This window comes from Sphingomonas sp. Leaf22 (genome assembly GCF_001421715.1).
GTDB lineage: Bacteria > Pseudomonadota > Alphaproteobacteria > Sphingomonadales > Sphingomonadaceae > Sphingomonas.
The window spans coordinates 48,210-61,598 of sequence record NZ_LMKP01000044.1; the positions used below are offsets into that span (position 1 = coordinate 48,210).

14 protein-coding genes are annotated in these 13,389 nt (G+C 64.3%); 12 read left to right on the plus strand and 2 right to left on the minus strand.

From position 1 onward, the window contains the following. Positions 1 to 41 precede the first annotated feature (41 nt). The 9 genes from ASE70_RS17560 to ASE70_RS17595 all read left to right on the plus strand — a co-directional run bounded on the left by ASE70_RS17560 (position 42) and on the right by ASE70_RS17595 (position 10,033). Complete coding sequence (locus ASE70_RS17560) at positions 42 to 962, plus strand: metallophosphoesterase family protein (RefSeq protein ID WP_056507629.1); 921 nt, start codon at positions 42 to 44, stop codon at positions 960 to 962. A gap of 376 nt (positions 963 to 1,338) precedes the next feature. Then, positions 1,339 to 1,560: a hypothetical protein gene (locus ASE70_RS17565; RefSeq protein ID WP_414881938.1), complete on the plus strand. Its 222-nt coding sequence runs from the start codon at positions 1,339 to 1,341 to the stop codon at positions 1,558 to 1,560. Between the two features lie 67 nt (positions 1,561 to 1,627). Beyond that, positions 1,628 to 3,568, plus strand: coding sequence for a methyl-accepting chemotaxis protein (locus tag ASE70_RS17570; protein WP_082451113.1), 1,941 nt, complete (start codon positions 1,628 to 1,630; stop codon positions 3,566 to 3,568). A 322-nt stretch (positions 3,569 to 3,890) separates the two neighbouring features. Further along, on the plus strand, positions 3,891 to 6,377 hold the full coding sequence (locus ASE70_RS17575) for a TonB-dependent siderophore receptor (RefSeq protein WP_056507631.1): 2,487 nt from the start codon (positions 3,891 to 3,893) through the stop codon (positions 6,375 to 6,377). Positions 6,378 to 6,450: 73 nt separating this feature from the next. Then, entirely contained in the window at positions 6,451 to 8,070 is a 1,620-nt protein-coding gene (locus ASE70_RS17580; RefSeq protein WP_056507632.1) for a glycoside hydrolase family 27 protein, read from the plus strand. Positions 8,071 to 8,311: 241 nt separating this feature from the next. Then, complete coding sequence (locus tag ASE70_RS21030; RefSeq protein ID WP_156347352.1) at positions 8,312 to 8,650, plus strand: hypothetical protein; 339 nt, start codon at positions 8,312 to 8,314, stop codon at positions 8,648 to 8,650. Positions 8,651 to 8,676: 26 nt separating this feature from the next. Further along, entirely contained in the window at positions 8,677 to 8,892 is a 216-nt protein-coding gene (locus ASE70_RS21035; protein WP_056398126.1) for a hypothetical protein, read from the plus strand. A gap of 59 nt (positions 8,893 to 8,951) precedes the next feature. After that, positions 8,952 to 9,125, plus strand: coding sequence for a hypothetical protein (locus ASE70_RS21040; protein WP_156347353.1), 174 nt, complete (start codon positions 8,952 to 8,954; stop codon positions 9,123 to 9,125). A gap of 41 nt (positions 9,126 to 9,166) precedes the next feature. Continuing rightward, positions 9,167 to 10,033 (plus strand): alpha/beta hydrolase, encoded by an 867-nt coding sequence (locus ASE70_RS17595; RefSeq protein WP_235520045.1) that lies wholly within the window; start codon positions 9,167 to 9,169, stop codon positions 10,031 to 10,033. Between the two features lie 26 nt (positions 10,034 to 10,059). Here the strand turns inward: ASE70_RS17595 and ASE70_RS20055 are convergent, their stop codons facing one another. Together ASE70_RS20055 and ASE70_RS17600 are read right to left on the minus strand one after the other, a co-directional pair. Then, complete coding sequence (locus tag ASE70_RS20055; RefSeq protein WP_156347354.1) at positions 10,060 to 10,203, minus strand: hypothetical protein; 144 nt, start codon at positions 10,201 to 10,203, stop codon at positions 10,060 to 10,062. Continuing rightward, entirely contained in the window at positions 10,200 to 10,784 is a 585-nt protein-coding gene (locus tag ASE70_RS17600) for a TetR/AcrR family transcriptional regulator (protein WP_056507639.1), read from the minus strand. The genes ASE70_RS20055 and ASE70_RS17600 overlap by 4 nt, the downstream gene beginning before the upstream one ends. A 104-nt stretch (positions 10,785 to 10,888) precedes the next feature. Between ASE70_RS17600 and ASE70_RS19395 the strand changes: the two genes are divergently transcribed. The 3 genes from ASE70_RS19395 (at position 10,889) to ASE70_RS17615 (ending at position 13,283) form a co-directional block, all read left to right on the plus strand. Continuing rightward, positions 10,889 to 11,227: an SDR family NAD(P)-dependent oxidoreductase gene (locus ASE70_RS19395; RefSeq protein ID WP_200925679.1), complete on the plus strand. Its 339-nt coding sequence runs from the start codon at positions 10,889 to 10,891 to the stop codon at positions 11,225 to 11,227. Further along, positions 11,224 to 12,225 (plus strand): NADP-dependent oxidoreductase, encoded by a 1,002-nt coding sequence (locus ASE70_RS17610; RefSeq protein WP_056507641.1) that lies wholly within the window; start codon positions 11,224 to 11,226, stop codon positions 12,223 to 12,225. The genes ASE70_RS19395 and ASE70_RS17610 overlap by 4 nt, the downstream gene beginning before the upstream one ends. A 242-nt stretch (positions 12,226 to 12,467) precedes the next feature. Next, entirely contained in the window at positions 12,468 to 13,283 is an 816-nt protein-coding gene (locus ASE70_RS17615) for an oxidoreductase (protein WP_082451115.1), read from the plus strand. Positions 13,284 to 13,389 lie beyond the last annotated feature (106 nt).

Genomic DNA, 13,389 nt, shown 5'->3' on the forward strand with positions numbered 1-13,389 from the left:
GGCCGGATCGCGTCGCCAGTGGCGTTTACGAAGGAACCGCCATGCACCGCCGCCATCTGCTGTCCGGCGCGATCGCCGCGCCGCTTGCCCTGCCCGCCGCCCGCGCGATCGCCGGTTCGGCGGACCCGGCGTTCCGCTTCGCCTTCGTCACCGATTGCCATATCCAGCCCGAACTGGATGCGGCGCAAGGCTGCCGGCAATGCTTTCGCGAGGTCGCGCACGGACATTATGATTTCGTCATCCAAGGTGGCGACCATGTCTATGACGCGCTGGAGGTCGATCGTACCCGCGCGAACCGCCTCATGGACCTGTATGTCGAAACCGAACAGGTGATGGGGCACAAGGTCCATCACGTGATCGGCAATCACGACTGTTTCGGGGTATTCCCGACCAGCGGGGTCGCACCGTCCGCCCCCGGCTACGGCAAGCAATATTACATCGAACGCTTCGGCCCGACCCATTACGCCTTCGACCACAAGGGCGTGCATTTCGTGGTGCTCGATTCGATCGGCCTTACTCCCGACCGCAGCTACGAAGGGCGGATCGACGCCGGCCAACTCGCGTGGCTGGCAAAGGATCTGGCGGCACAGCCCAGAGGGCGACGCATCATTGTTGCCACGCACATCCCGCTCGTCACCGCGCTGTCGATCTACGAACCGGAAGAATGGACCCGCACGCCGCACAACTGGACCAACATCGTCAACGCGCGCGAGGTGTTGCGAACGCTTCGGCCGTACAACGTCATCGCCGTGTTGCAGGGGCACAGCCATGTCGCGGAGACGGTAACCCTGAACGGCATCCCGTTCATCACCGGCGGCGCGGTCAGCGGCAACTGGTGGCAGGGCAGTTTCCTTGGCACCGCCGAAGGGTATATGGACGTCGCGATCGATGGCGACCGGGTCATCGCGAGCTATCGGGGCTATGGGTTCCGTACCATCGAACGACGCGACGTTGTCATCTGACCCAGAAACTATCACACCGGACGACGCTCCTGCGTCCCGGCTTTTGCCATAGGCGCAGAGCATCGCAAGCGCCTTGTGCCGGCCATGCTCTTTCATCTTGAATAGATTGGTGCCTTGCCGGCCTGCCTAGGCCAGGAAGCCGGCACGCAAACCATGACCCGCGAACAGGGCGGGATCATAGTCCGCTACCGCGCGCGCCTCGACGGCCGGAGCGACGGTCTGTGGGCTGATGCCATGCGCGGTTAAACGTCCTTCTCGACTGGCATATCGATGGCACCTTCCATTCCATCCTACGGCCAACGGTAAAAATTCCCGACCGTCCCGGCAGCGCTTCAAGTGCGACCCGATCGGCTTCTTCCACAGGCACATTGCCGAGGTGCAGACCGCCGAGGGCAAACTCTGCCGGTTCGTCGGCGTCGACCGCACCAGCAAGTTCGCGGTCACTCCGCTGGCCGACAAGGCGGATCGACGAACAGCGTGGGAGTTCCTCGAACACCTGCCGAGAGCCGTGCCTTATCGCATCCACCCGATCCTGACAGACAATGACATCCAGTTCGCCGAACAACCTCGCGACCATAGCCCCTCGTCCATGATTTGATGGCCGAACCGGCATGCGACAGGATTGCCAGAACAACATATTAAGATTGCTGCGGTAAAAAAGATGAATGAGCGCGTTCTTCGACAGATATGTAAGGACAGTGAAGGCTTGGTCGCGCGACCAGCGAGCGCCTGTTAGTGGTGGAAGCCGTTCGCTCACCTATCTGCTTTGGGGACTTGTCGGGCTGGCGTTCCTGACCTGCATCGCGGCCATCGGCTTCCTCGTCAGTCGCGCCGATCATGACGCCAACGTGATTGCAGGAACGGCGGTCCTGGGCGCGCTCGACCGGGACCGATCCCGCGTCAGCAACGAGACGTACATCAACGCGTGTTGGGACGACGCGGCCGATCACGTCTATCACGCCATCGACGCACGCTGGGCGCAATCGCAATGGAGCGGCCCGATCGCGTATAGTTTCGTCATCGACGCGTCCGGCCGTACACTATTTTCGCATTTGCCCGATGGCAGCGCGCCGCCCCTGAGCACGATGATCGATGCACGGACACTTTCCGAATTGCTAAAGCGCGTGCCCGCGACCGAAAAGCTGGTTCGTGCGCGGCGTGACGCGACAACATTGGTAGCGCGCTTCGGCGGGCAGCCAGCGTTGATCGGCTTTTCTCCGATCGTGCGGGAGAAGGGGGCCACCTCGCTGGACCGGCGGTCCTACCGGATCTTCGTGGATGTGCTGCCGCTGAGCCACGAGGTCTTGAGCGAATGGTCGAAAGGCTTCGGCTTTTCCGATCTGCGCTGGTCGACCACGGACTTGAAAGCCGGAGATGAAGCGTCGATCGACGTAAAGGACTGGCGGGGCTTGCCGATGGGCATGATCACCTGGCAGCGACTGAGGCCGGCTGTCCTGGCGCTGCGGGCGATACTGCCCGTGATCCTTGGTTGCGCAATGCTCTTCCTGGTTATCGCGACGTTCGTCGTCCGTCGGGTGATCGCGCTGAACCGGCACCTCGCGGTCGAGACGCGGCTCGCCGACGAAGCGGCGCGCGACCAGCAGATTGCCCGCCAGGCCGCCGAGGTTGCGCTCTGCGAAGCGGAGGCGGCGCGCCACGCCAGCGAAGAACAGACGAAGCAACGGATCGCCGGCGAGACGCGGCACCGCGCCGAAATGGCAGCGGCGTCGAACGTCGTCGCCGATCAGCTTCAGGCGACGGTCGCCCCGTTGATCGCCAACCTGCGCATGTCCGCCAACGATCTGGACGCCAGCGCCGATCATACGCTCGCGACGATCGTCGACCAGCAGCGGCAGGCGGAAACCGCGCATTCCGTTTCGATACAGGCAAGCGCGGCGACGTCTGCGCTGCTCGAAACCTTGCGGTCGTTCGCCGAGAACGTCGATGTCGTCGCGGCAGAGGCCGGTCGCTCCGCCCGAACGACCATTCAGGCGGCAAGCCATTCGGCGGCAGCGCAGGCCGCCAACGAAACGTTGATGCGCAGCGTCGGTTCGATCGAACAATCCGCTGCCCGGATCGCGGTATTGAGCAAGGCGACCAACCTGCTCGCGCTCAATGCGACGATCGAGGCGGCGCGGGCCGGCGAAATGGGACGCGGCTTCTCCGTCGTCGCGCAGGAGATGAAGAACTTCTCCCATCAAACGGCCGGCACGACGCACGAGATCGCGGACCGTATTCAGGACATCAGCACGGCAACGGTGTCCGCCGTCAAAATGAACGAGGCGCTGCGGAACGCGCTCGATCAGCTTGCATCGTCCGCGGTGCACACCGTCGAAACGGCAAGCCGGCAGCACAAGGCCAACGCCGAGATCGAAGGCATGATCGGCGCGATCCGAACCAGCACGGCAACGACGCGTGACATTTTCGGATCGCTGACGGAAACCTTCGACGAAACCGCGTCGGTCGCGCATCGCACCCGCACGATCGGCGCGGAAATGCGGATACGGACCGAAACGCTGCAACGCGAGTGCGACCGGGTGGTGGCGATGTTGCGTATCCCTCCCGATGGCAATGCCGACGAAGTGCCGCGGCTGGCGACGGGGTGATGGCGGGGTAGGGCCGAGGGCGTGTGAAGCCGGCCCCCTGAGACTTAAATGGCGTGCCGGTCGGGTGCGCCCACCCGCGCCCTGCCCGCGAACGTGTCGACTTCGACCACTTCCCCATGGCGAGCTCGATTGGCGATTCGTGCCGCCAGCGTCGATTCAGCGGGACTTCGGCTGAATTCATCCGGTCGTGCGGTGAGAAAGGCTGGATGATATCAACAAACCGACCGACCACCTGCAATCGTTTGTTGCAATCCATTGCAGTTCTGGCTACTTTTCCTGCATAAAGGCCTGCGGTCAGCGTGGGCAGGTCGGGAGAGGGTGAATGAAGAAGACGTCGTATCTGCTCGTCAGTGCTGCACTCAGTGCATTCCTGCCGGCTGCCGCGCTGGCGCAGACGGCCCCCGCGCCAACGAATACGCCGGTCGAGAATGCTGCGACAGACCCTGCCAACGCCAATGACGATATCGTCGTAACCGGCACCTCGCGTCCCGAACGTCGCCTGACGACCAGCATCTCGATCAGTGCCCTCGACTCCGCGCAGATTGCGCAGACTGCGCCGCTTGGCAGCGCCGATCTCGTGCGCAACGTCCCCGGCCTGCGTTCCGAGGCATCCGGTGGCGAAGGCAACGCCAATATCGCGGTTCGTGGCCTGCCCGTCGCCAGTGGCGGCGCGAAGTTCGTACAGTTTCAGGAAGACGGCCTGCCCGTGCTCAACTTCGGCGATATCGCATTCGCGACCGCCGACGCCTTTGTCCGTCCCGACAACAACGTGCAGCGCGTCGAGGTCGTTCGCGGCGGTTCCGCTTCGACGTTCACCAGCAACGCGCCGGGCGCGATCATCAACTTCATCAGCAAGACCGGCACCACCAGGGGTGGGAACATCGCGCTGACCAAGGGGATCGACTTCAACCGGACGCGGATCGACGCCGACTACGGTGCCCCGATCGGGGGCGACTGGAGCTTCCACATCGGCGGCTTCTACCGCATCGGCGACGGCGTGAAAGACATCGGCTACAACGCCGAGAAAGGTGGCCAGATCAAGGCCAACGTCACCCGCAAGTTCGCGAACGGCTTTGTCCGCATCAATGGCAAGTTTCTGGACGACCGGTCGCCGGTGTACATTCCGGTTCCGATCCGTAACACAGGCAGCAACAGCGATCCGAAATTCAGTGCCTTTCCCGGCTTCGATCCCAAGAGCGATCCGCTCCAGTCGCCATATTTCCGTTCCGATCTGGCGGTCGGCCTGAACGGACGTCGGATTCGTACCGACGTCGCCGACGGATATCGGACCAAGGTGCGCGGCATCGGCGGCGAGGCATCGTTCGATCTGGGCGGCGGCTGGAACGTCGACGAAAAATTGAACTACGCGAAGAATTCGGGTGGCTTTACCTCGCCCTATGCCGCGAACGTCAACACCGCGGCGTCGTTCGCGACGTCGATCGGCGGCGCTGGCGCGACGCTGCGCTACGCCAACGGCCCCAATGCCGGGCAGACGATCGCCAATCCAGGCGCGCTGAACGGCAACGGCCTTGCCTCGAACTCGCTGCTGTTCAATGTCACGCTCGACGATTTCACCAATGTCACCAATATCCTGACGCTGGGCAAGGATCTCGACGGCGGGAGCATCGGGTCGGGCTCGGTCACGCTCGGCTATTTCAAGTCGTATCAGGCCGTGAAGATGGACTGGCACTGGAACAGTTATCTGCAAGAGGTATCGGGCAACCGCCCTGCCCTTCTCGACGTCTACAATGCCGCTGGCCAGATCCAGACGCAGGGTGGCCTGATTGCTTACGGCGAGCCCGTATTCGGCAACTGCTGCGCACGCTACTATGACGTCGACTACAAGATCGACGCCCCCTACATCGCCGCGACGTGGAAGGCCGGCCGCCTGAACCTCGACGGCAGCGTCCGGTGGAACAGCTCGAAGGCCGACGGGATCTACGCCTCCAACAACGGCCTTACGACGCTCGACGTCGATCAGGACGGGTCGATACAGGTGCCCGAGCGGTCGGTTCCTGTGGTCAGCCTCGCCAATGCCAAGCCGGTCGATTACCGCAAGAACTACTTCACCTGGTCGGTCGGCGCGAATTACGAGTTGCAGACCGACCTGGCCTTGTTCGCCCGCGTCAGCCGGGGTGCGCGGTTCAACGCGGATCGCGTCCTGTTCGGCGGCGGCGTCCGCGACAATGGCAGCATCGCGGACGACGTCGCGGTCAATTTCGTCAACCAGCAGGAAGCTGGCGTGAAGTACCGGTCGGGCGGCTTCTTCGCCAACGTCACCGCCTTTCGCGCGACCACGGCGGAGTCGAACGAGATCATCATTCCGCAGCAGCGGACGATCAACAACAAATATCGCTCGTACGGCGTCGAACTGGAGGGGGGCCTGAACTACGGCATCTTCCAGCTTACCGGCGGTGCGACCTACACCCATGCACGCATCGTCGAAAGCGAGGTCACGCCGGCGCTGAATGGCAACACCCCCTATCGCCAGGCCGCTCTGATCTTCCAGGCATCGCCGCAGATCGCGATCGACGGGTTCAAGCTGGGTGCGAACTTCATCGGCACGACGTCGTCCTACGCCTCGGACGTCAATCAGCTGAAGATCCCGGGCTACGTTATGACCGGCGCGTTCGCCTCATACGCGATCACGCCTGCGCTGCAGGTGTCGGTGAACGCACAGAACCTCTTCAACGTCCTTGCGATTACCGAATTGGGGCTGTCGGGCGACACCCTTCCGACCAACGGTATCAACACCGCGCGCGCCTTCCCGGGACGCAACATCAGTGCGACGATCGGCCTGAAATTCTGATCGGTCGCACCGTGAAGACCGACGGTCCGCTTCCGGGCGGACCGTCGGACATAGTGGATGAGAAGGGAATAGGATGACTCTGCGCAACGTCTTCCGCGCGATCGCGATCGGGATCGGAGCCGCCACTCTGGTTGGAGCCAACCTTGCGCCGGTCACCGTGGCTGCACAGACGACGCGGCCACCCGTCGATACATCGACCGGTTCCGCTGTGTTGTCCGACGTTACGGGCAACTGGCTTGTCGTCCCACGTCGCACGCCGGACTCGGTCGCGATCGGCGGTATCCCGCGCTCGTTCAGACTGGCGAACGATCGAGGCACGGTGAAGGGGATGTTCCGCTTCAATGGCTGGGACTACCCCATTGCCAACTGGGTTTCGCGGCCCGATGGCTTCGCGTTCGACCTGACCGGCAAGCCGCCGTTTGTCCAGATGCGCGCGAAGCTGACCGCCGACGGCCGGTTCATGGACGTGTGGATCGGCAACGCGGTCGTCGGCGTCGCGCCGTTCCTGGCGCGCCGGGTGAGCGCTGCCGAACTCGCCGCGATCGAGCAGAATGCGCCTCGCCCCGACAATATGGTAAAGCTGCCGCTGCCGGCACCGCGGAATTTGCGGGTGCGCAACCTCGCGCCATTGCCACCGATGGGCTGGAACAGCTGGAACGTGTTCCGCGAAGCGGTAGACGACCAGTCGGTTCGCGCAATGGCGGACGTGATGGTCAGCAGCGGACTGCGCGATGCCGGCTATCGCTATGTCACGATCGATGACGGCTGGCAGGGCAAGCGCGACGCGACGGGTGTGCTGCACGCCAATGCCAAATTCCCCGACATGAAGGGGCTGGTCGATTACGTTCATGCGCGCGGGCTGAAGATCGGCATCTACAGCTCGCCCGGCCCCGTCACCTGCACCGGCTATGTCGGCAGCCATGGGCATGAGGCACAAGACGCGAGGACCTTCGCCGAATGGGGGTTCGACCTGCTGAAATACGACTGGTGCAGCGCCGGCAACATCTACGACACCAAGGTCGAGATGCAGGCGCGCTACCAGATCATGGGCGCCGCGCTGCAGGCAACCGGGCGCGATATCGTCTACAGCCTGTGCCAATACGGCCTGTACGACGTCGGCCGGTGGGGCAATGCGGTCGGCGGCCACATGTGGCGCACCGGCGGCGACAGCATCGAGGGCGATCTGTGGCACGCGGTTGATTACCGCTTCGATCACAATGGCAGCGCGGAGCATGCCGGGCCGAGTGCGTGGAACGATGCCGACATGATGCTGGTCGGTATCGACGGGCTGACGACGGAGGAATATCGTACGCACTACACCTTGTGGACGATGGCCGCGTCTCCGATCATCCTCGGCAACGACCTGCGCACCATGACGCCGGCCGTACAGGCGATCATCGCCAATCCCGCCGTGATCGCGGTGGGACAGGACCGGCTTGGCAAACAGGGGCAACGCGTAGGCCAGGCGGGCACCACCGAGATCTGGGCCAAGCCATTGGCGGACGGTTCGAACGCGATCGCGCTGTTCAACCGTGGCGCAGCAGCGACGGTGATCACGGTCGACTGGCAGTCGATCGGCCTGCCTGCGCCGAAACACGTGCGCGATGTGTGGCGCGGCACCGATGTGCCGCCTGCGGCCGATTACACAGTTCAGGTCCCCGGTCACGGGGCTATCCTGTTGCGCGTGTCCTGAGCCGGTGACGCCGTTCGAGCGGCGGCTCGACCGCTTGGCGCAACGCTCCGCCGGCAGCTGGAGCGATTGGACGGCACGACGCATGACGTGGGAGCATAGTGGACCCGGATGGACGCGGTGATCGGGGCGGGTGCCTCGGCGCGACCCGAAGCGATGCCGTCGCGGGCGGGCGGCGGCCTTGCGGTCGCCGACGCTCTAAGGGTCCAGCCGGCGCTCGACACGATGGCGGATGTCGAGCCACTTGCCCAGCGGCGGCGCGCAACGGCCGGCCGGCTTCCTGACGCAATCCGCCTTCACCGGCCTCGCGCAGGCCTTGTCCTGTCTCGTGCCTCCGCTGCTGATGTGGTGGGGCCCCGACAAGGATGCGGTGGACGCCAACGGCATTCCCGACGTCACGCGCACCGCCTTCATCGTCGGCGCGATCCTGTCGCTGCCGACGATTTTGTGGTCGGTGCTGCGCGTTCCCGGACTGCCAGTTCGGGATCGCGATACCGCGCCAATGGTATGCGATGTTCGCCTATTGGCAGTTCATCGCCTTCGCGCTCGCCCGGTCGCTGCACGGCATCAGCGATGCGGGTAGCCAGGGCTTCCGCGACTCCTCGGACGGTGGAGCAGATCGGTGCCTTCTACGACCCGGTCGCCTTTGACGGGGCGCTGGCGATGGTGCCGGTGACCCGCCGCTATGGCGCGCGCAGCGTCCATGCGGCATGCCTCGCCGTGTCCGGCGCGGCAATGCTGGCGATTCCCGGCGTCGCCAGCAAGCAGTGGCTCTACCTGCCGATGATCGGCATCTGCTGGGCGAGCATGATCGGCAATGCATAGGTGATGCTCATCGACACGTCCCGCCGGCACCGTTCGGCATTTACATGGGGATATTCCACATGCTCATCGTCATCCCAATGATGATCGAAAGCCTGACCATCCCGCTTTTTTACCGCCCGCTGCTGGGCGGCGATGCGCGGGGCATGCTCTATGTCGCGGGCGTGTTGATGGTGATCGGAACGGCGGTGACCTTGCGGGTCGGCAACATGGCGAAGCGGAGCGTTGCGGCATGATGCGATGGATATTAGGTGCCGCGTTGGCGATCGCTGCCCCCGTGGCAGCGGCTCCGGCACAGGATGCGGCGCGCGATGCCGCCTTCATCGAGACCGAGGTCGTGCGGCTGTGGCCGGGGCGGGCACCCGGTGCGACGGCCGATACAACCGAACAGACGCCGACCATGACGATCTTCCGCCCGCAAAAGGGGCAGGCGAATGGTGCCGCGGTCGTCGTTGCTCCCGGCGGCGGCTATATCGAGCTAGCGGACAACATCGAGGGGCGCCAGGTCGCTGACTGGTTTGCCTCGCGCGGCGTCACGGCCTTCGTCCTGCGCTATCGTTACGGTCCAACGGCGCGCCTGCCGATGCCGTTGCTGGATGGCGCACGGGCGATCCGCTCGATCCGCGCCGATGCGGCCAAGTACGGCATCGACCCGGCCCGTGTCGGCATGATCGGATTCTCGGCCGGCGGCCATCTGAGCGCCATGACCGCTGCCACGGCCGATCGAGGACGAGCGACCGCGACCGATCCCGTCGAGCGGCAGAGCAGCCGGCCGGACTTCCTGATACTCGGCTATCCGTGGCTGGAGGCGACGGTGATCGATGCGCAGGGGCATTCCCCGTATTGCACTTTCGCCGGAAAGGGCTGCGATCCCAAGCTGTACGAACGCTTCCTGCCCGCGCGGGCAGTGACCGCTGCGATGCCGCCGACCTTCATCTATCATACCAGCAACGACGTCGTCGTGAAGGCGGATGGCATCCTGCGCTTTTACGACGCCTTGCAGGCCATGGGCGTTGCCACCGAGCTCCATGTCTTTGCGAAGGGCAGCCATGGCACCGGATTGGGCGGGTCCGATCCGGCGCTGGCACGGTGGCCGGAGTTGATGGAGCATTGGCTCCGCGCAAACGGCGTGTTCAGACGGTGACCATGTTACGTGACGGTCCCCTCCGGTCACCGCACACCCTGTAACGCCACCGTCAGCCGGCAGGGATCGGGCCGCTGGCGTCCGTCAACGCGCGACGACAGGAAATCCTGCGTTCCAGCGTCGTATAGCCCGGCCCCATGGGGAGCGGCGGTGTCGGTCCGCACGTTCATGCGCGAACATCCTCTTCGTGGTCCATGATAGAACGGGATTGCGTCGGTCCGATCCACGCGCGGGTCTCGCGCAGCAGTTCGTTCGACAAAGCCGCGTCATCGATCGCACGCGACAATATGACAGCGCCCACCATCGCTGCCCAGCGCCCGATCGCCGCACGGCGCCGCTCCGCGCCATCGTCTCCCGGCAATGCTTCCGCCAGACGGCCGATATGCGCGTCCAGCCCTTCGGCCATGGCACCGCGCGCTGGGGGTGTCTGATGTCGCATCAATCCGGCGAGGCTCGCCATCGGGCATCCCTGATCGGCATTTTCGCGATGCAATAGCGACAGATAGGTGTCGGTCCATGTATCGATATCGTCCATCCCGGATCCGTCGCCCGCCAGTGCGTCGGTGACCGTTGCCGTGATCAAGTCGTCCTTCGATGCAAAATGGCCATAGAAACCGCCATGCGTCTGCCCGGCGGCTTTCATGACGTCGGCGACCGTTACCGCCGCGAAGCCACGCTCGCGGAACAGCCGGCTTGCCTCCTGCAGGATGCGGCGACGGTTAGCGACCATCTGCTCGCGGCTGACCTTCATTGAAATAATCTCCATCGAGCAGTTGACGTTTCATGACGGCTATCACATTTAATAATCATGACGCATGTCATCAATATAGCGACGCCTATGGAAAGGGCAATCCGATGACCGACCCTGCCGTTCTCATCACTGGTGCTTCCACTGCTATCGGTGCGACCAACGCCGATCGTCTCACGCGCCGCGGGCACGGCCTTGTGCTGGTCACCCGCGACGAGGGTCGCCTCGATGGACCGGCGTTGCGACCGAACGATGACGCCGGCGTCGCGGTCGAGGTCCTGCCCGCCGATCTAACGCAGCCCGACCAGTTCGCCGTCGTTAAGCCGCGGTTGCACGATAACGACCGGATCGGCGTCCGCATCGACAATGCGGGGGCGGGCTTTGGCGGCAGCTTTACCGACCAGCCGACCGACGCGATCGATTGGCTCGCGGAGCACGCGGCATGAAGGCGTATGTGCTGGAACGGTACGGCAAGGGGCAGCAACTGAAGCGTTCCGACGTGACCGACCCCGTTGCCGCAGCCGGCGAGGTGCTGGTCGAAATCCATGCGACTGCAGTCAATCCACTCGACGGAAAAATCCGTGACGGCGCGTTCAAGCCGATCCTGCCATACAAGCCGCCCGTCATCCTCGGACATGATCTGGCGGGCATCGTGGTCGGCGTCGGTACAGGCGTAACCCGCTTCAAGGTCGGCGATGCCGTCTATGGTCGTCCGCGCGACCGACACATCGGCACCTTCGCCGAGCGGATCGCGGTCAACGCGGCCGATCTGGCACCGAAGCCCGCCAATGCAACGATGGCGGAGGCGGCGTCGCTGCCGCTCGTTGCGCTGACCGCGTGGCAGGTGCTCGTCGAGGAAGCCGGTCTGAAGCCGGGGCAGAAGGTGCTGATCCATGCCGGCTCGGGCGGGGTCGGCACGATCGCGATCCAGCTCGCCAAGTATCTCGGCGCGACCGTCGCGACGACGGCGAGCGCCACCAACGCAGATCTGGTCCGCAGCCTCGGTGCCGACGTCGTCATCGATTACAGGACGCAGGACTTCACGACCCTGCTGTCGGGATACGACGTTGTCCTCAACAATCTCGACCCCAAAACGCTCGAACGATCGCTGAAGGTGTTGAAGCCCGGCGGCAAGCTGATCTCGATCTCGGGACCGCCCGATCCCGCCTTTGCGAGAGCGCAGGGCCTCAATCCTCTGATCCGCCTCATCCTGCGCCTGATGAGTGCCGGCATTCGCCGCCGGGCGAGGCGCGCAGGCGTCGATTATGCCTTCCTGTTCATGCGGGCCGATGGCGATCAACTCGCCCGGATCGGCGCGCTGGTCGAGGACGGTGCGATCCGACCTGTGGTTGGCCGAACCTTCACTTTCGATGCGCTGAACGAAGCGATCGACTACGTCGATAGCGGCCGCGCGAAGGGCAAGGTGGTGGTAACGGTCCAATGACGGATACACGCGTCCCGCTCCTTCGGATCGCACAAGCGAGGGAACCGCAATGACCCGGGCGCGAGCGAGAACTCGTCGGATCTGACGCGCCGCATCCCCGGGGCCGAACTCGTCCTGTATCCCGACGCCGGGCATGGCGGCATCTTCCCGTATCACGCCGCCTTCGTGGCGAGGGCCATGGCATTTCTCGACGCCTGCCCGACCGGGGTCGTCCGGAGCGTCTAACAGATAAGGAGACACCGATGAATTCGACATCCAGCAGGATCGCTCTCGTGACGGGTGCCTCTTCCGGCATCGGAAAGGCAAGTGCCGAGGCCCTGGCTCGCACGGGCTTCACGGTTTTCGGCACGAGCCGCAGGCCGAGTGGCGGGAGCCCTGAAGACGTCACGATGCTGGCGTGCGACGTGACCGACGATGCGTCCGTCGCAGCACTGGTGACGACGATACTCGAACGCGCCGGCCGCATCGACGTGCTGGTCAACAACGCTGGTCTGGGCATGTTCGGGGGTGCCGAAGAATCTTCGGTGGCCCAGGTCCAGCAGCTGTTCGACGTCAACCTGTTCGGGGTGATGCGCATGACCAACGCCGTGTTGCCGTCGATGCGGCTGCAGCGAGCAGGACGTATCGTCAATATCAGCTCGGCCCTCGGTTTCGTTCCCGCACCATATTCAGCGCATTATGCGGCAAGCAAATACGCACTCGAAGGCTATTCGGAATCGCTTGACCACGAAGTCCGGGCGTTCAACGTGCGCGTGGCCTTGATCGAACCGGGCACCGTCCAGGGCTCGTTCGACCATAGCTCGCTCGAACCGGATGCAAAGCTGGCGGCATACGCGGCAGGCCGCGCTTGGGTGCATGACTTCTATACCAAGTCCAAGCTCACCGCCGACACTCCCGACGACGTAGCGGACGCCGTACGTCTGGCCGCCACGGTCGCACAGCCGCGCCAGCGTTACCCCGTCGGCAAGGTCGCGCGGCAAATCAGCCTGCTGCGTCGCCTCATGCCCGCGAGGCTGTTCGACAAGGCGTTGCGGCAGCAGTTCCGCATGCCGACCTGAGCCCGCGCCCCGGACGGCGCGCGGCGACAGCCCTACGACGGGCCATCAAGCAACGATGCGCGGGTATTGCTCAGCCCCCGGCGGTGCGATCATGCATCCCAAGATG